The sequence below is a fragment of the Methylobacterium sp. Leaf108 genome (genome assembly GCF_001423265.1).
Classification (GTDB): domain Bacteria; phylum Pseudomonadota; class Alphaproteobacteria; order Rhizobiales; family Beijerinckiaceae; genus Methylobacterium.
In genome coordinates, this window is record NZ_LMND01000030.1 from 285,934 (window position 1) to 305,747 (window position 19,814).

Below are 19,814 nucleotides of genomic sequence, written 5' to 3' on the forward strand. Positions count from 1 at the left end.
CGACGCAAATTAATTATTGCATTGCGAGATCGCGATGGCGTCGCGGTCTGGCAGCCCTTCTTGGGCGTTTCCTCCCTAGACTTCGGGCCGCTCTTCGGAGCGGCCTTTTTTGTTGGGCGCACGCCTTGTCGAGGCGATGTCCTGCTCCGGGCGCGCGCGAGGCGCTCGGCTCTCGTCCCGCCGGGACGCGGCCCTATTCGGCGGCGATGCGGCGAGGCGCGAGGTCCGTGATCTCGGCGGCCACCGCGACGACCATGCCCCGCAGTTGCCAGACGAGGTCGGAGAACCGGCCGGTCACCGCCAGCGACGCCTCGTTCATGTAGAGGCCCCGGTTGATCTCGATCTGGAGGGCATGACGGCCGATGCCGGGCTCGCCGTAGTGCTCGGTGATGAAACCGCCGGCATAGGGCTTGTTGCGAAGGACCTTGAAGCCGCAGGCGCGCAGGTGGTGCTCCACCAGCCCCGTGAGCAGGGGCGAGCAACTCGTGCCGAAGCGGTCGCCCAGCACGATGTCGGCCCGGCCGGCCTCCTCCCGCCCGAGGCTCGACGAGGGCATCGAGTGGCAATCGATCAGGATGGCATGGCCGAACTGCCGCGCGGTGCGCTGGATCAGGCCGCGCAGGGTGCGGTGATAGGGCTTGTAGAGGCCTTCGATGCGGGCGATCGCCTCCTCCACGGGCAGGCGCCCGCGGTAGATCTCCTGCCCGTCCGCGACGACCCGCGGCACGGTCCCGAGCCCGCCGGCTACCCGCATCGACCGGGTGTTGGCGAACGGCGGCAGCCGGCCCTCGAACATGCGCGGGTCGAGCTCGTAGGGCTCGCGGTTCACGTCGAGATAGGCCCGCGGGAAGTGCGCGCGCATCAGCGGCGCGCCGAGATCGATCACCGGTGCGAACAGGCGGTCCACATGCGCGTCCTCGGAGCGGCGAAGCGCCAGCGCGTCGAGGCGCGAGGCGGTCAGGAACGGACGGGGATAGACCGAGCCGGAGTGGGGCGTGTTGAAGACGAACGGGAGGGTATGCGTCCCCGGCTCGTCCACGACGAAGGGCGGGTCGAAGGCGATCGCGGACGGGGTCTGGTTCGAAAAGGGCTCGGTCATCGCGCTGTCGACGGGAGAACGCACGCCCTCACTTTGCTGGCTCCCACCGTCACTGTCCACTCAAGATCGTCGCGTGCGAGATGCAGGGCCCGCGCCGTCTCAGGATGTGCCCCGTCGCACCGGCCGTGGCGCGGATCTCAACACCTTGTTTACCAAGTCGACGCTTTATGGGAGGAACACACCGATTCGAAGGGTATGGGACGCCGCGCAATGAAGATTCTTCTGGCGGAAGACGACAACGACATGCGCCGCTTTCTCGCCAAGGCGTTGCAGAACGCCGGCTACGAGGTGCTGTCCTTCGACAACGGCCTGTCGGCCTACAACCGTCTGCGCGAAGAACCGTTCGAGCTGCTTCTGACCGACATCGTGATGCCGGAGATGGACGGGATCGAACTGGCGCGTCGCGCCACCGAGCTCGACCCCGACATCAAGGTGATGTTCATCACCGGTTTTGCCGCGGTGGCTCTCAATCCGGATTCGAAGGCTCCCAAGGACGCCAAAGTCCTCTCGAAGCCGTTCCACCTGCGCGACTTGGTCAACGAGGTCGAGAAGCTGCTCGCCGCCTGACGCGGCACGCCCCGTTCGCGAGAAGCGCCCGATGACGGCTTTCGCCGACATCGGGCCTGACGCGGGCGACTTCGTTCGACCCTCCGGATCATGGCCAGGCGCTCCCGTCCACGTCGCTTCCGGCTTCGCCGCCAGTACCGGCGCCGTTAGAAAGCAGTGCGGCTGCGGATGGCGGCCGAGAGCGTCCCCTCGTCGAGATAATCGAGTTCTCCCCCCACGGGGACGCCATGGGCGAGCCGCGTCGTCGTCAAGCCGAGATGGGACAGCGACTGGGTGACGTAATGAGCGGTGGTCTGGCCGTCGACGGTGGCGTTCAGGGCCAGGATGATCTCCTTCACCGCCGGATCGCTCGCCCGCTCCACCAGACTCTGAAGGTTGAGGTGCTCGGGCCGCACCCCGTCGAGCGCGGACAGCACGCCGCCGAGTACGTGGTAGCGTGCGCTCACCGCCCCCGACCGCTCCAGCGCCCATAGATCCGAGACGTCCTCCACCACCACCAGGGTCGCGGGGTCGCGGTTCGCGTCCGCGCAGACGGTGCAGGGATCGCAGGTATCGACGTTGCCGCAGTTGCCGCACACGACGATGCGCTCGACGGCCACGCGCATGGCCTCGGACAGCGGCCCGAGCAACGTGTCCCGCTTCTTGATCAACGTCAGCGCGGCGCGCCTCGCCGAACGGGGGCCGAGTCCCGGTAGCCGTGCGAGGAGTTGGATGAGGCGCTCGATCTCGGGACCGGCGACGGCTTGGCGCATGGGACTTCCGTGTTGGGATGATGAAGGGCCGCAGCCCTCGACATAGGGCATCCGGCGGCGGTCTGCCGCTTCGTTCGGCATCCCGAGGGCGATCGATCGGCGTTGAACCGGGCGGCTGACAATCCTCGGCAGACGTCTCCCGTCCTCCTCCCGGATCGGTTGACGACCCTTCTTTGCGGTTTATGCCAGACAGGACCAAGCGACGACGCGGTGAACCTGCGCGCGGCGGACCTGACCGACCGCGCGGACGCATCGTCGATACGGATCGCGGCGCCACGGCGGTGCCACGACCCTCCGGACAGCGGCGCGATCAGGGGCTCGAGGAGAGACACGTGAACGACATCGGTGACATCGACGCGGGCCCCTTCAACAGGGACCACGGGGCCGAGGCGATCGGCCTGCGCAACCTGAAGGCCGTGCACTGGAACCTGGAGGCACCGCGGCTCTACGAGGAATCCCTTGCCCGCGGCGAGTCCAAGCTCGCTCGTGGAGGCGCCCTCGTGGCCACCACCGGCAGCCATACAGGCCGCTCGCCCAAGGACAAGTTCGTGGTGCGTGACGCCGGCACCGAAAACGAGGTCTGGTGGGAGAACAACGGCGCCATCACGCCCGAGCAGTTCGACACGCTGCTGTCCGACTTCCTGGCCCACGCCGAGGGTCGCGAACTCTTCGCGCAGGATCTCTACGGCGGCGCCGACCCGGCCCACCGGGTCCAGGCCCGGGTGTTCACCGAACTCGCCTGGCACTCCCTGTTCATTCGCAACCTGCTGATCCGGCCCGAGCGGGACGCGCTGGCCTCCTTCGTGCCCGACCTCACCATCATCGACCTGCCGAGCTTCGAGGCCCAGCCGCACCGCCACGGCTGCCGGTCGAAGACGGTGATCGCCATGGATCTCACGCGCCGGATCGTCCTCATCGGCGGCAGCGCCTATGCCGGCGAGATGAAGAAATCGGTCTTCACCTACCTCAACTACGTGCTGCCCGAGGCCGGGGTGATGCCGATGCATTGCTCGGCCAACGCCGGCCTCGACGCGACCGGCGATTCAGCCCTGTTCTTCGGCCTGTCGGGCACCGGCAAGACCACCCTCTCCAACGATTCCTCGCGCCAGCTCCTGGGCGACGACGAGCACGGCTGGGCCGGGGACGGGATCTTCAATTTCGAGGGCGGCTGCTACGCCAAGACAATCCGCCTCTCGCGCAACGCCGAGCCCGAGATCTACGCCACCACCGAGCGGTTCGGGACGGTGATGGAGAACGTGGTGATCGATCCCGAGACCCGGGTACCGGACTTCGACGACGCCTCGCTCACCGAGAACACGCGCTGCGCCTACCCGCTCGACTTCATCGCCAATGCCAGCGCCACCGGGCGGGCGGGGCACCCCAAGAACATCGTCATGCTGACCTGCGACGCCTTCGGGGTGATGCCGCCCATCGCCAGGCTCACCGGGGCCGAGGCGATGTACCACTTTCTGTCTGGCTACACCGCCAAGGTAGCGGGCACCGAGCGCGGCCTGACCGCGCCGGAGGCGACCTTCTCCACCTGCTTCGGCGCACCCTTCATGCCGCGCCACCCGAGCACCTACGGCAACCTGCTGCGCGACCTCATCGCCCGGCACGAGGTCGACTGCTGGCTCGTCAACACAGGCTGGACGGGCGGCGGCGTCGGCACCGGCCGGCGCATGCCGATCCGCGTGACGCGGCGCCTGCTGAGCGCGGCCCTCGACGGGTCGTTGGCCAAGGTCCCGTTCCGCAAGGACCCCTATTTCGGGTTCGCGGTGCCGACCGCCGTGTCGGGCGTCGAGACGCATGTGCTCTCGCCTGTGGACACCTGGAACAACAAGGCCGCCTTCGCCGAGACCGCGACCCGCCTCGTCGGCATGTTCCGGGAGAACTTCAAGCGGTTCGAGGCGCATGTGGACGCCGACGTCCGCGCGGCCGAGCCGGTGCCGCGGGTGATCGCGGCCTGAACGGCCGGTGGGCGGCTGGATTTCGATCAGGCCGCCCGGTCCATGATGGCCTGCCGCACCTTGGTCGCCAGTTGCTCGAGGGTGTAGGGCTTGCCCAGCAGCCGCACGTCCGCATCGACGATGCCGTTGTGGACGATGGCGTTTCGCGAATAGCCCGACGTGTAGAGGACCCGCAGATCGGGACGCTTGCGCCGGGCCGCTTCCGCCAACCGGCGACCGTCGAGATCGGGCATGACCACGTCGGTGAACAGCAGCGACACGGTCGGATGGCTGTCGAGCAACGTCAGGGCGCCGGCCGCGCAATAGGCGTGGATCACCGTGTAGTTGAGGTCGCGCAGGGCCTCGACGGCGACGCGCCGCACATCGTCCTCGTCCTCCACCACCAGGATGATCTCCTGCGGCGAGCCCGCGGGCAGGGGCGCCGCGGCGTTGGCCATCGGATCCGGACCGTCGCGGTCGAGCCCGACGAGCCGCGGCAGATAGATCTTCACCGTCGTGCCGTAGCCGGCCTCCGAGTAGATCTTCAGGTGCCCGCCCGATTGCTTGACGAAGCCGTAGACCTGGCTGAGCCCGAGCCCGGTCCCGCGCCCCACCGCCTTGGTCGTGAAGAACGGATCGACGGCGCGGTCCGCCACCTCGGGGTCCATGCCCGAGCCGTCGTCCGTCACCGCGATGAGGACGTACTGTCCGGGCGCCACATCGGTGTGGCTTTGGGCATAGGCCTCGTCGAGGTGGGCGTTGGCGGTCTCGATGGTCAGCCGCCCGCCCTCGGGCATGGCATCGCGGGCGTTGACCGTGAGGTTGACGATCGCGCTCTCCAATTGGCTGGCATCTGCCATCGTCTGCCAGAGGCCGCCGGCGAGCACCGTCTCGATGTGGATGGTCTCGCCGAGGCTGCCCCGCACCAGTTCGGCCAGGGTCGCGATCAGGCGGTTGCAGGCTAGCGGCTCGGGTTGGAGCGGCTGGCGGCGGGCAAAGGCCAGGAGACGGCGCGTCAGGGTCGCGGCCCGTTCCGCCCCCTCCAGGGCGTGATCGATGTAGCGCTCGATCCGGATCTCACCGCCTTCGACCCGGCGCCGCATCAGGCACAGGTTGCCGATCACGATGGCGAGCATGTTGTTGAAGTCGTGGGCCATGCCACCGGTGAGCTGCCCCAGCGCCTCCATCTTCTGCGCTTGCCGCAACTGCTCTTCGAGCACGTCGCGCCTGGCGGCGGTGGAAACGAGGGCGCGGTTGGCCTGCGCGAGGGCAGCCTGAGCCTGGGCCATGCTCCGTTGCCGGCGCCGGGCCTCCGACAGGACGAAAGCGCCCAGCAGGACGACGAGGACGATGGCGGCGGCCACCGTCGCTTGTAGCCAGGCGGCGGCGGAACCCGCAGTCCTCTGCCGGTCGACGGCGATCTGGTCGTTGGCGGCATACAGGCGATCGCTCGAGGAACGGATCTCGTCCATCACCGCCTTGCCGCGGTCGGTCCGCACCAGGTCGAGGGCGTCGCCGATCCGACCGTCGGCGTACAGCCCCACCGACTCCCTCAGTTCTGCGAGCTTGGCGTCCGCCAGCGCGGAGAGGCGCGCGACGTCCGGACGCATCGGTGCATCGACGGCGCCCGAGATCGACGCGAGGCGCCGGCCGATGCCGCCGATCGCCTGCTCGTAGGGGGTCAGGTAGGCGGGGTTGCCCGTCAGGAGATACCCGCGCTGCCCGGTCTCGGCATCCTGGAGACCGGAGAACACATCGGTCAGATCACGCCTCAGATCGATGACCCGTCGCAGCTCGGCGGAGTTGCGGGCCTGCCCCGACACCAGGGCCGCGCTGGTGACGACGACGGCGACGAGCAACCCGAGGATGGCCACGACCGGAGCGACCCCACGCAGCCTCGATTCGTGGGGGACCGCCCCGATCGCTTCGACCGGGGGCAGCGTATCGTCGTGTGTCATGACAGGGGTCTGGTGGCGCTGTGGTGAGCCACCGTTTCACCCGGACGTCGCGACGGCAACATGCCGACGCCAACGGACGTCGATCTTCCGAAACTTTACAAATGATCGTGTGATCGGACCCACAGGTGCCGGCCCCGGCCTCGTCGGAGCAAGGGCCGGGGAGCCGACGCCGTTCAGAACAGCTTCATCCCCGGCGGGATCGGCAGGCCCTGGGTGAGTTCGGCCATGCGCTCCTGCATGGTCGCGTCCGCCTTGGCGCGGCCGTCGTTGAGGGCGGCCACGAGGAGGTCCTCCAGGATCTCGCGCTCGTCGGGCTTCATCAAATCCGGGTCGAGAGCCACGGCCTTGAACGCGCCCTTGGCCGTCATGGTGACACGCACCGCCCCGCCGCCGGAGGCGCCGGAGACCTCGATACGGTCGAGCTCTTCCTGCAGCGATGCCATCTTCTCCTGCATGGCCTGAGCCTGCTTCATGATCCCCATGAGGTCGCGCATGTCTTGAATCCCGGCGTTGGTAACGGTGACGGTGACGGTGGAGCGGATGTAGGTCGGGCCGATGTCGCGCGCTACGGCTCGTCGCCCTCGGTCTCGGCATCGCCGGAGGGAGCGGGCGCCACGGGCGCTTCGACGGCCTTGTCGCGGACGTCGACGATCTGGGCACCGGGAAAGCGCGACAGTACCTCGCGCACCAGCGGGTGTGCGGCGGCGTCCTGATGACGGGCTTCGAGAGCCACGCGGGTCCGGGCCTCGACCGTGGCCTCGCCCGCCTCCTTGGAAAGGGCGACGATCCAGCGCCGCCCGGTCCAGGTGTCGAGGGCGCGGGCCAGGTCGTTGGCGATGCTCTGGCGCCCGCCATCGGCGAGGCGGAATTCGATATGGCCCTCCTCGAACCGCACGAGGTGTACCGAGCGTTCGAGCGCCATCTTGAGGCCGATGTCACGCCGGGCCTCGGCCATGGCGATCACGTCCTCGAACCGGGTCAGGCGCGGCCCCTCGGGGGCGGTCGCACGCGCCACCGCCGGCATCGCAGCGGCTTCCGGTCGGGGCGTGGAGACCATGGCGACGTGGGCGGTGCGTGGTCCGCCGCCGCTCGCCAAAGCCAGCGGCGGCCTGCCGGGAGCCATTTCAGGTGCGGTCGGATGTGGTGCCGGAGCGGCGTCGAGGGCGTCGGCCTTGAGCCTGCGCAGGGCCTCGTCGGGCGTGGGAAGGTCGGCGGCGTAGGTGAGGCGCACCAGCGCCATCTCGGCGGCTGCGAGGGGGCGGACTGCGGCCTGGACCTCTGGGATCGCCTTGAGCAGGATCTGCCAGGTGCGCGACAGGACGCGGATCGAGAGGCGCCGGGCGAAATCGCCTCCGCGGACGCGTTCCGCCTCGCTCAGCGTCGGATCGGCGGCGGCGGCCTCGGGGACAAGCTTGAGGCGGGTGACCAGATGCGTGAAGCTTGCCAGGTCCGACATCACCACCGCCGGATCGGCACCGAACTCGTATTGCGAGCGCAGTTCGGAAAAACAGGCCGGGATGTCGCCGCGCATCGCCGCCTCGAACAGGTCGACGATGCGGCCGCGGTCGGCCAGCCCCAGCATGTCGCGCACGCTGGCGCTGCCCACGAGGCCGGCGCCATGGGCGATGGCCTGATCCAGCAGCGAGAGCGCATCGCGCACCGAGCCTTCCGCGGCCCTTGTGATGGCGGCGAGCGCCTCGGCCTCGGCCTCGACGCCCTCGGCGGCGCAGATCTTCGAGAGGTGGGCGGAGAGCACATCCGCCTCCACCCGGCGCAGGTCGAACCGCTGGCAGCGCGAGAGGATCGTCACCGGGACCTTCCGGATCTCGGTGGTCGCGAAGACGAACTTGGCGTGCGGCGGTGGCTCTTCCAGCGTCTTCAGGAACGCATTGAAGGCGTTCGTCGAGAGCATGTGCACTTCGTCGACGATGTAGACCTTATAGCGGGCCGACACCGGCGAATAGCGGATGCCGTCGACGATGGCGCGGATGTCGTCGACGCCGGTGTGGGAGGCGGCGTCCATCTCCAGCACGTCCATGTGCCGGGATTCCATGATCGCCTGACAATGGCGACCGAGTTCCGGCATGTGGATCGTCGGGCCGGTGTCGGGATGGCCGTCGCGGACGTAGTTGAGGCCGCGGGCCAGGATGCGGGCGGTGGTGGTCTTGCCGACCCCGCGCACGCCGGTCAGCATCCAGGCCTGCGGGATACGGTTGGCGGAGAAGGCGTTGGCCAGGGTCCGCACCATGGCGCCCTGGCCGATCAGGTCGTCGAAATCCTTGGGCCGGTACTTGCGCGCCAGCACCCTGTAGGGCGCCGCAGCGGCAGATGGCGGTTCCAGGCCCGCAAGGCCCTGCGCGTCGCTCTGAGGACCGGAAGTCGCGTCCATGCCGTCCTGATCACGCCGCCTTGATGATGGTTGCGCGTCCCCGATGGGGAGGCCCGACGCAGGACGGTGCCGAGGTGGGAGGCTGGACGAAGACCCGCTCGGTCTCGTTAGGGCTGCTTCCTTCCGGACCTGACCCGGTTGGCGAGTGAAACGTCCCTCGCCAACCTCCCGAGCGCTATATGGCGGGCGCGCTTCGCGAACGCAAGCGCGCCGTCCGGCGTGGCGCTATTCGGCCTTGCGCTTGGTGATGGCGTAGGTCTTGGGGTCGAGTTCGATGTCGAACTGCTTGCCGTTGGCGTCGATGGCGTCGTCGATCTCGATCTCGTCGTCCTCGACCTCGATCTTCTTCCACTTGGTGAAGCCTTCCTTCTTCAGGACGGCTTCGATCTTGGTCAGCTCCTCGGGGGTCGGCTCGCGGTCGGCGAAGGCGGCGCCGGTGAAGGCGAAGCCGAGGGCGGCGGCGAGAAGGCCGGTGGTCTTGATCGACATGGAAAAAAGCTCCTTGAGGTCGAAACGTCGTCTCGTGACGCCCTGCGAACGATTGCCGCCCCAACCGGGTTCCACGCCAGCTTCCGGCGCGATGCACGCCGGAGTTGTCTCCGCCGGAGCTGCGCCTTAGGCTGGAACCCGGGGCACCGGCTCGGAGGAACCATGGTCACGCGCGTCGCTACCGTCGCCTTCGAGGGAATCGAGGCGCGCGCCGTCGACGTGCAGGTCCAGATCGCCAACGGGGCCGTCGCCTTCATGGTGGTGGGTCTCGCCGACAAGGCGGTGGCGGAATCGCGCGAGCGGGTGCGCTCGGCCCTCATCGCCTCGGGCCTGGCCCTGCCGGCCAAGCGCATCACCGTCAATCTCGCGCCCGCCGACCTGCCCAAGGAGGGCTCGCACTACGACCTGCCAATCGCATTGGCGGTGATGGGTGCCATCGGCGCCCTGCCGGCCGATGCGCTCGCGGGCTATTGCGTGCTGGGCGAACTGGCCCTGGACGGCACCATCACCGCCGTCTCCGGGGTGCTGCCCGCCGCCATGGCCGCGGGCGCCCGCGGTCTCGGCCTGATCTGCCCGGCGGCGACCGGACCGGAGGCCGCCTGGGCGGGCGGGGACATCGACGTCCTGGCGCCACGCTCGCTCGTGCAGCTCGCCAACCACTTCAAGGGCAGCCAGGTGATGGCGCGGCCGGAGCCGGCCATGGCCGCGCCGCCCTCCAACCTGCCAGACCTGCGCGACATCAAGGGCCAGGAGGGCGCCAAGCGCGCCCTGGAGATCGCCGCGGCCGGCGGCCACAATTTCCTGATGAACGGCCCGCCCGGGGCCGGCAAGTCGATGCTCGCGGCCCGGCTGCCGTCGATCCTGCCGCCGCTCAGTCCCCGCGAACTCCTCGAAGTCTCGATGATCCAGTCGGTGGCGGGCGAGTTGAAGGGCGGTGCCCTCTCGAACCGGCGCCCGTTCCGGCAGCCACATCATTCGGCCTCGATGGCCGCCCTGGTCGGCGGCGGCCTCAACGCGCGCCCCGGCGAGGCCTCGCTGGCCCACGGCGGCGTGCTCTTCCTCGACGAGTTGCCGGAGTTCACGCCCCAGGTGCTCGATTCGCTGCGCCAGCCGATGGAGACCGGTGAGGTCATGATCGCGCGGGCCAACCACCGCGTGACCTATCCCGCCCGCTTCCAGCTCGTGGCCGCGATGAATCCCTGCCGTTGCGGACAGGCGCTCGAGCCCGGCTACGCCTGCCGGCGCGGGCCCAACGACCGTTGCGTCGCCCAGTACGGAGCCCGCATCTCCGGGCCGCTCCTCGACCGGATCGACCTGCGCATCGAGGTCGGCGCGGTCACCGCCGCCGACCTGATCCTGCCGCCACCGGCTGAGGGATCGGCCGAATGCGCCGCCCGTGTCGCCGCCGCCCGGCTCATCCAGACGGAGCGCTTCGCCGCCCGCGGGCTCACCGGCGTAATGACCAACGCCACCTGCCCGGCGACGGTGATCGAGGAGGTCGCCGCCCCCGATGCCGAGGGGGCGACGCTGATCCGCGACGCGGCCGAGGCCATGCGCCTGTCGGCGCGAGGCTTTCACCGGGTGTTGCGGGTGGCGCGCACCCTGGCCGACCTCGACGGCGAGGCGAGGGTGCGGCGCCTCCACCTGGCGGAGGCGTTGTCCTACCGCGGCCGGTCGGAACGGGCCGTCGCCGCCGCCTGAACGTTCCTGCGGCGGTGGCCTATTCCGCCGCCTGCCGCGAAGCGTAGCCGAGGCGTTCGTTGAGTTCGCCGAGCAGCTTGATTGCCGCATCCGCGATCACCGTTCCGGGCGGGAAGATCGCCGAGGCGCCGGCGGCATGCAGGGCCGGGTAGTCGCCGGGCGGAATGACGCCGCCGATGACGATCATCACGTCGCCGCGTCCGGCCTCGTCGAGGGCGGCCTTGAGCTCCGGCACCAGGGTGAGGTGGCCGGCGGCCAGCGACGACACGCCGACGATGTGCACGTCGTTCTCCACCGCCTGGCGCGCCGCCTCGGCCGGGGTGGCGAACAGCGGCCCGATATCGACGTCGAAGCCGAGGTCGGCGAAAGCCGAGGCGATCACCTTCTGGCCGCGGTCGTGCCCGTCCTGGCCCATCTTGGCCACGAGGATGCGGGGGCGGCGCCCATCCGATTCCTCGAAGGCTTCCACGAGCTTCCTCACCGTCTCGACCACCGGCGACATGCCACCCACCTCCCGCTTGTAGACGCCCGAGATCGAGCGGATCTCGGCCCGGTGCCGACCCCAGGCCTTTTCCAGCGCCTCGGAAATCTCGCCCACCGTCGCCTTGGCGCGGCCGGCCTGCACCGCGAGCTCCAGCAGGTTACCCTCGCCGGTGGCGGCTTTGGTGAGGGCCGCCAGTGCCGCGTCGACGTCGGCCTGGTTGCGCTCGGCGCGCAGGCGCTTGAGCTTGTCGATCTGGAGGGTGCGGACGTTGCCGTTGTCGACCCGCAGCAGGTCGATGGCACGCTCGTCGTCCGGCTTGAACTTGTTGACGCCGACGATGGTCTGGCGGCCGGAATCGATCCGCGCCTGGGCGCGGGCGGCGGCTTCCTCGATGCGCAGCTTGGGGATGCCGGCCTCGATCGCCTTGGCCATGCCGCCGAGTTCGTTGACCTCGCGGATGTGCTCCCAGGCGCGGGCCACGATGTCCTGCGTCAGCTTCTCGACGTAGTAGGAGCCGCCCCAGGGGTCGACGATGCGGGTGGTGCCGCTCTCATGCTGCAGGAAGAGCTGGGTGTTGCGCGCGATACGCGCCGAGAAGTCGGTGGGCAGCGCCAGCGCCTCGTCCAGGGCGTTGGTGTGGAGGGACTGGGTGCCGCCTTGCGTCGCCGCCATCGCCTCGATGCAGGTGCGGGTGACGTTGTTGAACACGTCCTGCGCGGTCAGGGACCAGCCCGAGGTCTGGCTGTGAGTGCGCAAGGGCAGCGACTTGTCGGATTTCGGATCGAACTCCTTGACGAGGCCGGCCCAGATCAGGCGCGCGGCCCGCATCTTGGCGATCTCCATGAAGAAGTTCATCCCGATCGCCCAGAAGAACGATAGGCGCGGCGCGAACTGGTCGATGGTCAGGCCGGCGCCCAGGCCCGCCTTGATGTATTCGACACCATCGGCGAGCGTGTAGGCGAGCTCGAGGTCCTGCGTCGCCCCGGCCTCCTGCATGTGATAGCCGGAGATGGAAATGGAATTGAACTTCGGCATGTTCTTCGACGTATAGGCGAAGATATCGCCGATGATCCGCATCGATCCCTTGGGGGGGTAGATGTAGGTGTTGCGGACCATGAACTCCTTGAGGATGTCGTTCTGGATCGTGCCGGCGAGCTTTTCGGGCGGTACGCCCTGCTCCTCGGCCGCGACGATGTAGAGGGCGAGGATCGGCAGCACCGCGCCGTTCATCGTCATCGACACGGTCATCTCGTCCAGCGGAATGCCCGAGAACAGCGTGCGCATGTCGTAGATCGAATCGATCGCCACGCCGGCCATGCCGACGTCGCCCGAGACGCGCGGATGATCGGAATCGTAGCCGCGGTGGGTGGCGAGATCGAAGGCCACCGACAGGCCCTTCTGCCCGGCCGCCAGGTTGCGGCGGTAGAAAGCGTTCGAATCCTCGGCCGTGGAAAAGCCGGCGTACTGGCGGATGGTCCAGGGCTGGGTGACGTACATCGTCGGGTAGGGCCCGCGCAGGTAGGGCGCCACGCCGGGATAGGTCTTGAGGAAGGTGACGCCCTCGCGGTCGGCCGGGCCGTAGTGGCCCTTCACGGGAATGCCCTCGGGCGTCATCCACGGCTCGCCCGTCGGCGGCGCCGGCGCCGGGATGGCGTCGGCCGCGTAGGGGACGGTCGCGAAGTCGGGGATGCGGGACGTCATGGGCGGGTGCTCGTGCGGCGACAGGTTGTGCGGCATTATAAGCAAGGCCGCCCTGCGGGCTACTCCCATCGGCGTCGGCGCGCTCGCGCCCGGTCCCGATCCGGCGCGCGGCACGGTGCCGGGCCGTCGCGGGACGCGAGCCAACTTACGCGTTCGTCGATCAGCCCCGTCAGACGCTCGCGCCGGGCATTGCGTCGGCCGCAATCGCCGGGGCAGTCGCTGCCGCTGCCGGGATCGCACTGGACGATCGCCAGCACCAGGACGGCCAGCGCCAGAACGCCGAGGACCACCATCGGCAAGGCCACCCCGAGACCGACGAGGGCCGCGACGACGAGCTTACCGCCGAGCGAACCGGCGACCTTCAGCTTCACCATGACGGCGAAGGTCCCACCGGCGCCGGCGAGCCCCCTCGCGACCCGTGCGATCCAGGTGCGCATCCTCCTGCGACGGGCCAGAGCCTCCAGGCGGGCGAGTTCGCGCCGGATGCGCCGGACGGCGGTATCGTCGTCACCCAGACTGACCTGATGCGGCAAACGGCAGCGCCCTCCACGAACCCGGAAGCGGAATCGATCATGAGGAGCTTAGGGAAGAACGGGGCCGACCTGAACCCGCGGCGCGTGACGGTCCGCCGGACGGCCGCGAGGGGGCACGGCCTCGATCCGTCGCAATTTTTCGGATCCCGTTGAGCAAACCTGAAGGGGTTGAGCCGTACCGTGGTCTCCGGAAACCGAAGGAGACCGACCCATGAGCGATTCCATTGCCGGCCTCGCCACGTCGATCATGGCCGACAAGGCCTCGGCCCTGCGCGGGTCGTTCCAGACCGCCGCCCTGCGTCAGCAGGGCGACAGCGAGAGGGCGATCGCGGGCCTGATCCAGGAGAGCGCCGAAACGCAGAGGGCCGCGCTGCCCGAAGGTCAGGGCAAGGCGGTCGACATCCTTGCCTGATGGCAGGGACGGACCCTCTCGCGCGGCGTGCCGGTCACGGGTCTGCCCCCGACCGAAGCGACGCGCCAAACCCGCAGGGGCCGGTGGCGGGGCTCGATCGAGGGAGAAGTCTGCGGTGAACGTCGTGCCGGCGCGCGGGTCGGCGCGCACCGGCCTGGCGGCGGTGGAGCCGTCGATCAGTTGAGGTAGGTGCGGATCCAGTTCGGGGAGAGGATCTCGCCCTCTTCCGTGATGATCCAGGGCTGCTTGGCCGGGTCGGTGAGGGCGCCGGCGGCGGCTTCGATGGCCTCGCGCAGGGTGTCGAAGCGGGCCGGCTGCGCGACGGGGGAGGCGGCCGGCGCGGTGCGCCAGATCGTCAGGTCCGCCGGGCGTTCGAGGGCTTCGGTTTCCATGGTCTTCAGGGTCCTTGTTGGGGGCTGGCCGTTGCGGGCCCGCCGGGTTCGTTGAAGGGTGAGCCCCGGCGTCGCGAGGCATGTATCGGGGATGATGGAAGCATCTGTGAGGCGATTTCGCGATCAATTGGGGCCGTTCGGCCACGATCGTCGCGTCATCCCCGGTTTCGTTCATCATGAATTCACCACGATGCTCGAAACCGTCGCCCCGGACCGCTCCTCTTGTTCGTCTGATCGCAGAATGATCAGAAGCCGTGTCCAATTCGTTACCGCCGATGACGCCGTGACACGGTGCGTGGACGCACAGTCGTCGATCGGCGCCACCTCACCGGGCCATGTTCCCCTGGTTGAAGGAATCGCGGTGAACGACCAGTTAACGAAGCGTGGCCGCGAAGGCACAGGGCCCCGCGGACCGAAGGAGTTGAGACGTGCCGGACCGGTTCGTGCGGGTCGCCTGGACCGCCGCCCTCTGCCTTTTGGCGCTGTACGTCCTGCAGCCCTACGTCAGCGGCTTCCTCTATTCGGCCGACCAGCCCCGGGCCGTCCTGGCACGTGGCGACCTCGCCCCGGCCGAGACCTCGACGGTCGACCTGTTCGCCCGTGCCAGCCCCTCGGTGGTGCACGTCTTCGCGCAATCGGCGGCACAGGGGCGCGCGCTGATGGAGCCCGACCCTCAGGACGGCCAGGGCAGCGGCCAGCAGACCGGAACCGGCTTCGTCTGGGACGCGGCGGGACACGTCGTCACCAACAACCACGTGGTGGCCGGGGCGACGCAGCGCGGCGGTTCAATCTCGGTGCGGCTGTCGTCCGGAGACGTCGTGTCGGCGAGCGTCGTCGGCACCGCACCGAACTACGATCTGGCCGTCCTTCGCCTGGGCCGGACCACCACCATGCCGCCGGCGCTCGCCATCGGCACCTCGGCGGACCTCAAGGTCGGCCAGTCCACTTTCGCCATCGGCAACCCCTTCGGCCTCGACAGCACGTTGACCACGGGCGTCGTCAGTGCGCTCCAACGGCGACTGCCCACCGGCGAGGGCCGCGAACTCTCGGGCGTGATCCAGACCGACGCGGCGATCAATCCCGGCAATTCGGGTGGTCCGCTGCTGGATTCCGCCGGGCGGCTCATCGGCGTCAACACCGCCATCTATTCGCCCTCCGGCGCCAGCGCCGGCATCGGTTTCGCCATTCCCGTCGACGTCGTGAACCGGGTGGTGCCCGAGCTCATCAAGAACGGGCGCACCCGCAATCCCGGCATCGGTATCATCGCCGGGCAGGAGGCCACGGCCGCCCGGCTCGGGATCGACGGCGTCGTGATCGTGCGCGTGATCCCCGGCTCCCCGGCCGCCGCCGCCGGCCTGCGCGGCGTCGACATGCAGACCGGCGACATCGGCGACGTCATCGTGGGCGCCGGCGGCAAGCCGGTGAACCGCCTCGCCGATCTCACCGCCGCCCTCGAGGCCGCTGGAATGGACGCGCCGGTGGACCTGGTGATCGAGCGCGACGGCCGCACCCGCAGGGTGCGGGTGACGACCGCCGACGTCGCCCAGGCCCGCCTGTGATGTTCGCGGGCGCTCGACGCCCGAGGCCGCGTCACCCTCCGCAGGCAGTCCGCGCCTGACCGGCATCGCGGACCGATCCCGGGTGGGGGATGCTACAACGGCCGGACCACCGCCTGGCCAAGACGACCATCAGGACGATCTCCCGCCCATGCCTCCGTTCCACAGATGACCCTGCTCTTCGGCGCCCTCGCCCTCCTCGGCCTGTGGTGGTGGGGAGGGAGCCTCCTGCGCCTCGCACCGGCGCTGCGCGCGAAGGTGATCGCGCGGATCGCGGCCTTCGGCGCCCTGGCGCTGGCCGCCCTGTTCCTCGTCAAGGGACGGTTCGACCTGGCGCTGGTGTTCGGGCTCGGCGGGGCCTGGGCGCTCGATGGCGCTCCGGCCCTGGCCCTGCGGGCCCGCAGGGTCTTGGATCGTGCCCGGCGCTGGCGCCCGACGGTCTCGGCCGGAGTGGTCCGCCCGGTGATCGGCGCCGACGGATCGATCGTCGACGGCACCGTGATGGCCGGGCCGGATGCCGGCCGCACCCTCTCGACGCTGCCGCGAGATTCCCTCGTCGCCCTGATGGCCGCCTGCCGCAGGCGCGATCCGCGCAGCGCCGGCCTGCTAGAGGCGTATCTCGACCGCCGGCACGCCGGCTGGCGTGTAGACGCTGAGCGCGATCCCGACCCGCGGCCGGGCCGTCCGCCGGACCCAGGGGCGATGACGCAGGAGGAGGCCTATCAGATCCTGGGGCTTGAGCGCGGGGCGACCCTGGACGAGGTCCGCACCGCCCACCGGACGCTGATGAAGCGGTCCCACCCCGACCAGGGCGGAACCGTCGAAGGTGCGGCGCGCATCAATGCGGCCAGGGACAGGCTGACGAACCGACATCGCTGATACTCCACGCGCGTTGCCAGGGGGACATTCGGAACGGATCGTTCGGGCAGGTCGTATCGCGCACGCACGGGCGCCTTTCGCGTCCGTGCGCCTGACGAGATCGCGCGAAGGCAGGCGCAGGGTCGCGCCTGGACTTCAGCTACGGGTGGCGAAGCAGTTGAAGCCGTTGCGCTTCAGGGTGTTGCAGGCGTCCTGCGCCGCATCCTGCTCGGAGAATCCCGAGAACCGCGCCCGGTACAGCGTGGCGCCGCCGTGCTCGACCTTCACCGTGTAGGGGGAGGCCTTGGCGAGCGCTCCGCCGCCCCGCGAGCGGGCGGCGCTGAGCATGGACTTCGCCTTGTCCTCGTCGTCCATGGCACCGAGCTGGATGACCCAGGCGGTGGGGGTGACGCGCGGCAGGGCGGCGGATTTCGTGTCGGACCGCGCCTCGGCGCGGGCCGGCGCGTCCACGGAGGCGAGGCGGGCCTCCACCTTCCCGGAATTGGGGAAGGCCGGCTGGCTCGGGATCGCGGCGTAGGCCTGGGCGCTGGCGGTGGCGCCCAGGCGCGCCTTCGGGGCGGCGCTTCCGGGGGTGGTCGTGCGGCCGGGGCTGATGTCGAGGGGCTCGTCGGCGTTGGTCGAGGCCGTGGTGTCGACATCCTCGTCGTCGGCGGCGGAGGCGAACTGGGTGCGGGTGCGGGCGGCGGCATCCGCCACCACCGCCGGGCGGGCGCGCTCGGCGACCTCGACGATGGCCGGCGCCTGGCGGCTGCCGGCGTAGGCGCGCGGCAGGCTCTGGCGCACGAGGTCGGCCATGATCCGGTCACGGCTCGCACCCGACTTGCCACCGAGGACGATCGCCACGATCTGGCGGTCGTCGAGCTTGGCCGCGGTCATCAGGTTGAAGCCGGAATCGCGGGTGTATCCGGTCTTGATGCCGTCGACCCCCTCCACCGTGCCGAGCAGCCGGTTGTGGTTGCCGATGGTGCGGCCGTGGAAGGCGAAGGAGCGGGTCTGGAAGTAGCGGTAGTAGCGGGGGAAGCGGTCCTGGATCGCGCGGGCCAGGATCGCGAGGTCGCGGGCGGTGGTGATCTGGTCGGAATCGGGCAGGCCGGAGGCGTTGACGAAGTTCGTCCGGGTCATGCCCAGCGAGCGGGCCTTGCGGGTCATCATCTCGCCGAACCGGCTCTCGGACCCGGCGATGTTCTCGCCGATGGCGCAGGCGACATCGTTGGCGGACTTGGTGACGATGGCCTTGATCGCGTCCTCGACCTCGATGGTGCCGCCGGCACGGAAGCCGAGCTTGGACGGCGCGCGCGCCGCGGCGAAGGCCGAGACGGTGAGCGGCGACTCGAGGGTATAGCGACCGCGCTCGAGCTGCTCGAACAGCATGTAGAGGGTCATCACCTTGGTGATGGACGCCGGATGCCGCAGCGCATCCTCGTTGACCGCGTGCAGGGTGCGCCCGGTCTTCACGTCGACCACGATGGCGGCGTAGGGCGGGTTGTAGCCGCCCGCGGGGCGGTGATGCCGGCTGCGGCGGGCTTCGGCCGAATCGGTGGTCACGGCGACGATGGCGGTGGCCGCCAGAAGGCCGGCAAGGGTCCGCGACGGCCGGGTTCGGTTGGGAACGCTACGCATCACGACACACTGTCCTCGGGCCCTGTCGGCACGGGGCCGACCGGCGACGCAAACCGACTGGAGCGGGACGCGGCCCTGCGGCCGTCTCCCTGCAACATCTGTCAATCAGGCTAGGAGGATGCGGTTACGGGCGGGTTAATGCAGCGCCCGCAAATTGCTCGCACATATTGCGATGCAGCATGCGTCTTGACGGGAAATGGTGCGGTGCACATAAATCGTGCGCGGGGCGACCCCTGCCGGATCGCCGGTGGCGCCTGCGCGTCTTTCTCGACTCAAGAAGGCATGCCCGCGAGGGCATGACGACCCCATGATGACCAACCCCCTCGACAAGGCCGCCTTCGACACGCTCCGTGAGACGGGCCATGGCGGCATCGGCGCGATGCTCAAGGCCGTCGGTACGTTCTCCCGGACCGCCCAGACCATGGGCATCGAATCCGTGGATTACGCCAAGCAGTCGATGATCCACGCCAATGAAACGATGAAGGCGCTGGCCAAGGTGCAGACCCCTCAGGCGGCCATGGAAATCCAGACCACATACCTGAAGGGCTCGTACGAGCGGCTGATGGCTCAGGCCAACCTGATGGCCGACCTCTACCAGGGTCTCGCCAGGGACCTGACCAAGCCCGTCGAAGGCCGAGTCCGGGGCGGGCTCCCCGCGGCGGCCTGAAGAAAGCGTCGATCCAGCCGCCACGTCAGGTCGGTTGGAGGGCGCGGCGGTGCCCTCCTCGCCGTCGTGGCGGCGAGTAGGATGGGTGGGAGGCGTAACGCCCTCGGGGCCGCCGATCCGGACAAGTGCGCGCAGCCGACTGGCGCAGGGCGCGGACGCTCTATAGATTGACGGCGAAGCGAGCGCGCCTCGCCGGCGCGACCCGCGGACCAGCAGCTTCACGAGCAGCATGCCGCACCAACGGGTCGATTCGAGTCAGATGGTTCACGTCCTGCCGCCGGGCGACGGCCCCTTGCGCCCCCACTCGGGCTCCGAGCCTCGCGCTTCGGACCCGCGCGATCCGGGCGGCAGCGACGACGGCCGCTCGGGCACCGCCATCATCACCCGAACCAAGACGCGGACCAAGCGCCCGAGCCTCTATCGGGTGCTGCTGCTCAACGACGACTACACGCCGATGGAGTTCGTGGTCCACGTCGTCGAAAAGTTCTTCAACAAGTCGCAGGAGGACGCCTACCAGATCATGATGCACGTGCATCACAATGGCGTGGGCGAGTGCGGGGTGTTCACCTACGAGGTCGCCGAGACCAAGGTGACGCAGGTCATGGACTTCGCACGCAAACATCAACATCCTCTCCAGTGCGTCATGGAAAAGAAATAGGCATCCCACTC

The 19,814-nt window shown here is 69.4% G+C and carries 18 protein-coding genes and 1 other RNA gene; 8 read left to right on the forward strand and 11 right to left on the reverse strand.

The genetic code is table 11. The annotated features are described in order from the left end of the window. Positions 1–193 precede the first annotated feature (193 nt). Positions 194–1,099 (reverse strand): N-formylglutamate amidohydrolase, encoded by a 906-nt coding sequence (locus ASF39_RS14150; protein WP_056284911.1) that lies wholly within the window; start codon positions 1,097–1,099, stop codon positions 194–196. Positions 1,100–1,309: 210 nt separating this feature from the next. Here ASF39_RS14150 and ASF39_RS14155 point away from each other — a divergent pair, with 210 nt between their 5' ends. Beyond that, positions 1,310–1,666, forward strand: a complete 357-nt coding sequence (locus ASF39_RS14155; protein WP_055883891.1) for a response regulator — start codon at positions 1,310–1,312, stop codon at positions 1,664–1,666. Positions 1,667–1,812: 146 nt separating this feature from the next. Here the strand turns inward: ASF39_RS14155 and recR are convergent, their stop codons facing one another. Continuing rightward, a complete protein-coding gene (gene recR, locus ASF39_RS14160; protein WP_055883886.1) occupies positions 1,813–2,418 on the reverse strand; it encodes a recombination mediator RecR in 606 nt (201 codons plus the stop codon). Between the two features lie 350 nt (positions 2,419–2,768). Between recR and ASF39_RS14165 the strand changes: the two genes are divergently transcribed. Further along, complete coding sequence (locus tag ASF39_RS14165; RefSeq protein WP_156387649.1) at positions 2,769–4,385, forward strand: phosphoenolpyruvate carboxykinase; 1,617 nt, start codon at positions 2,769–2,771, stop codon at positions 4,383–4,385. Between the two features lie 26 nt (positions 4,386–4,411). Here the strand turns inward: ASF39_RS14165 and ASF39_RS14170 are convergent, their stop codons facing one another. From ASF39_RS14170 to ASF39_RS14185, 5 genes are all read right to left on the reverse strand, one after another. Beyond that, positions 4,412–6,322 carry a CHASE3 domain-containing protein gene (locus ASF39_RS14170; protein WP_082494577.1) on the reverse strand — a complete coding sequence of 637 codons (1,911 nt, stop codon included), beginning with the start codon at positions 6,320–6,322 and terminating at the stop codon, positions 4,412–4,414. A 173-nt stretch (positions 6,323–6,495) separates the two neighbouring features. Next, a complete protein-coding gene (locus ASF39_RS14175; protein WP_056284914.1) occupies positions 6,496–6,816 on the reverse strand; it encodes a YbaB/EbfC family nucleoid-associated protein in 321 nt (106 codons plus the stop codon). 71 nt (positions 6,817–6,887) lie between these two features. After that, on the reverse strand, positions 6,888–8,711 hold the full coding sequence (locus ASF39_RS14180) for a DNA polymerase III subunit gamma/tau (RefSeq protein WP_056284916.1): 1,824 nt from the start codon (positions 8,709–8,711) through the stop codon (positions 6,888–6,890). A gap of 73 nt (positions 8,712–8,784) precedes the next feature. Continuing rightward, positions 8,785–8,881, reverse strand: an RNA gene (gene ffs, locus ASF39_RS20675) — signal recognition particle sRNA small type. A gap of 55 nt (positions 8,882–8,936) precedes the next feature. Further along, complete coding sequence (locus tag ASF39_RS14185; protein ID WP_055883878.1) at positions 8,937–9,200, reverse strand: PepSY domain-containing protein; 264 nt, start codon at positions 9,198–9,200, stop codon at positions 8,937–8,939. A 162-nt stretch (positions 9,201–9,362) separates the two neighbouring features. On the opposite strand from ASF39_RS14185, the gene ASF39_RS14190 reads away from it, so the two are divergent. After that, positions 9,363–10,901 (forward strand): YifB family Mg chelatase-like AAA ATPase, encoded by a 1,539-nt coding sequence (locus tag ASF39_RS14190; RefSeq protein WP_056284919.1) that lies wholly within the window; start codon positions 9,363–9,365, stop codon positions 10,899–10,901. A 19-nt stretch (positions 10,902–10,920) separates the two neighbouring features. Here the strand turns inward: ASF39_RS14190 and scpA are convergent, their stop codons facing one another. After that, positions 10,921–13,086, reverse strand: a complete 2,166-nt coding sequence (gene scpA, locus ASF39_RS14195; RefSeq protein ID WP_056285186.1) for a methylmalonyl-CoA mutase — start codon at positions 13,084–13,086, stop codon at positions 10,921–10,923. A gap of 59 nt (positions 13,087–13,145) precedes the next feature. Further along, positions 13,146–13,460, reverse strand: coding sequence for a hypothetical protein (locus ASF39_RS14200; RefSeq protein WP_244472410.1), 315 nt, complete (start codon positions 13,458–13,460; stop codon positions 13,146–13,148). Between the two features lie 370 nt (positions 13,461–13,830). Here ASF39_RS14200 and ASF39_RS14205 point away from each other — a divergent pair, with 370 nt between their 5' ends. Further along, complete coding sequence (locus tag ASF39_RS14205) at positions 13,831–14,031, forward strand: hypothetical protein (protein WP_056284921.1); 201 nt, start codon at positions 13,831–13,833, stop codon at positions 14,029–14,031. 176 nt (positions 14,032–14,207) lie between these two features. Here ASF39_RS14205 and ASF39_RS14210 read toward each other — a convergent pair whose 3' ends face one another. Continuing rightward, complete coding sequence (locus ASF39_RS14210) at positions 14,208–14,423, reverse strand: hypothetical protein (protein WP_055883866.1); 216 nt, start codon at positions 14,421–14,423, stop codon at positions 14,208–14,210. A gap of 428 nt (positions 14,424–14,851) precedes the next feature. Here ASF39_RS14210 and ASF39_RS14215 point away from each other — a divergent pair, with 428 nt between their 5' ends. Further along, complete coding sequence (locus ASF39_RS14215; RefSeq protein WP_056284924.1) at positions 14,852–15,982, forward strand: trypsin-like peptidase domain-containing protein; 1,131 nt, start codon at positions 14,852–14,854, stop codon at positions 15,980–15,982. Between the two features lie 165 nt (positions 15,983–16,147). After that, positions 16,148–16,858 carry a DnaJ domain-containing protein gene (locus ASF39_RS14220; protein ID WP_056284927.1) on the forward strand — a complete coding sequence of 237 codons (711 nt, stop codon included), beginning with the start codon at positions 16,148–16,150 and terminating at the stop codon, positions 16,856–16,858. A gap of 135 nt (positions 16,859–16,993) precedes the next feature. Here the strand turns inward: ASF39_RS14220 and ASF39_RS14225 are convergent, their stop codons facing one another. Continuing rightward, positions 16,994–18,478, reverse strand: coding sequence for an SPOR domain-containing protein (locus tag ASF39_RS14225; RefSeq protein ID WP_056284930.1), 1,485 nt, complete (start codon positions 18,476–18,478; stop codon positions 16,994–16,996). A 307-nt stretch (positions 18,479–18,785) separates the two neighbouring features. On the opposite strand from ASF39_RS14225, the gene ASF39_RS14230 reads away from it, so the two are divergent. Beyond that, positions 18,786–19,145, forward strand: coding sequence for a phasin family protein (locus tag ASF39_RS14230; RefSeq protein WP_244472411.1), 360 nt, complete (start codon positions 18,786–18,788; stop codon positions 19,143–19,145). Between the two features lie 259 nt (positions 19,146–19,404). Continuing rightward, complete coding sequence (gene clpS / locus ASF39_RS14235; RefSeq protein ID WP_056284933.1) at positions 19,405–19,803, forward strand: ATP-dependent Clp protease adapter ClpS; 399 nt, start codon at positions 19,405–19,407, stop codon at positions 19,801–19,803. The last annotated feature ends 11 nt before the right edge of the window (positions 19,804–19,814 follow it).

What these genes read in the sequence shown, in the direction of transcription:
- ASF39_RS14150 (WP_056284911.1), bottom strand. Translation starts at nt 1,099, where the DNA reads ATGACCGAGCCCTTTTCGAACCAGACCCCGTCCGCGATCGCCTTCGAC.
- ASF39_RS14155 (WP_055883891.1), top strand. Translation starts at nt 1,310, where the DNA reads ATGAAGATTCTTCTGGCGGAAGACGACAACGACATGCGCCGCTTTCTC.
- recR (WP_055883886.1), bottom strand. Translation starts at nt 2,418, where the DNA reads ATGCGCCAAGCCGTCGCCGGTCCCGAGATCGAGCGCCTCATCCAACTC.
- ASF39_RS14170 (WP_082494577.1), bottom strand. Translation starts at nt 6,322, where the DNA reads ATGACACACGACGATACGCTGCCCCCGGTCGAAGCGATCGGGGCGGTC.
- ASF39_RS14175 (WP_056284914.1), bottom strand. Translation starts at nt 6,816, where the DNA reads ATGCGCGACCTCATGGGGATCATGAAGCAGGCTCAGGCCATGCAGGAG.
- ASF39_RS14180 (WP_056284916.1), bottom strand. Translation starts at nt 8,711, where the DNA reads ATGGACGCGACTTCCGGTCCTCAGAGCGACGCGCAGGGCCTTGCGGGC.
- ASF39_RS14185 (WP_055883878.1), bottom strand. Translation starts at nt 9,200, where the DNA reads ATGTCGATCAAGACCACCGGCCTTCTCGCCGCCGCCCTCGGCTTCGCC.
- ASF39_RS14190 (WP_056284919.1), top strand. Translation starts at nt 9,363, where the DNA reads ATGGTCACGCGCGTCGCTACCGTCGCCTTCGAGGGAATCGAGGCGCGC.
- scpA (WP_056285186.1), bottom strand. Translation starts at nt 13,086, where the DNA reads ATGACGTCCCGCATCCCCGACTTCGCGACCGTCCCCTACGCGGCCGAC.
- ASF39_RS14200 (WP_244472410.1), bottom strand. Translation starts at nt 13,460, where the DNA reads ATGGTGAAGCTGAAGGTCGCCGGTTCGCTCGGCGGTAAGCTCGTCGTC.
- ASF39_RS14205 (WP_056284921.1), top strand. Translation starts at nt 13,831, where the DNA reads ATGAGCGATTCCATTGCCGGCCTCGCCACGTCGATCATGGCCGACAAG.
- ASF39_RS14210 (WP_055883866.1), bottom strand. Translation starts at nt 14,423, where the DNA reads ATGGAAACCGAAGCCCTCGAACGCCCGGCGGACCTGACGATCTGGCGC.
- ASF39_RS14220 (WP_056284927.1), top strand. Translation starts at nt 16,148, where the DNA reads ATGACCCTGCTCTTCGGCGCCCTCGCCCTCCTCGGCCTGTGGTGGTGG.
- ASF39_RS14225 (WP_056284930.1), bottom strand. Translation starts at nt 18,478, where the DNA reads ATGCGTAGCGTTCCCAACCGAACCCGGCCGTCGCGGACCCTTGCCGGC.
- ASF39_RS14230 (WP_244472411.1), top strand. Translation starts at nt 18,786, where the DNA reads ATGATGACCAACCCCCTCGACAAGGCCGCCTTCGACACGCTCCGTGAG.
- clpS (WP_056284933.1), top strand. Translation starts at nt 19,405, where the DNA reads ATGGTTCACGTCCTGCCGCCGGGCGACGGCCCCTTGCGCCCCCACTCG.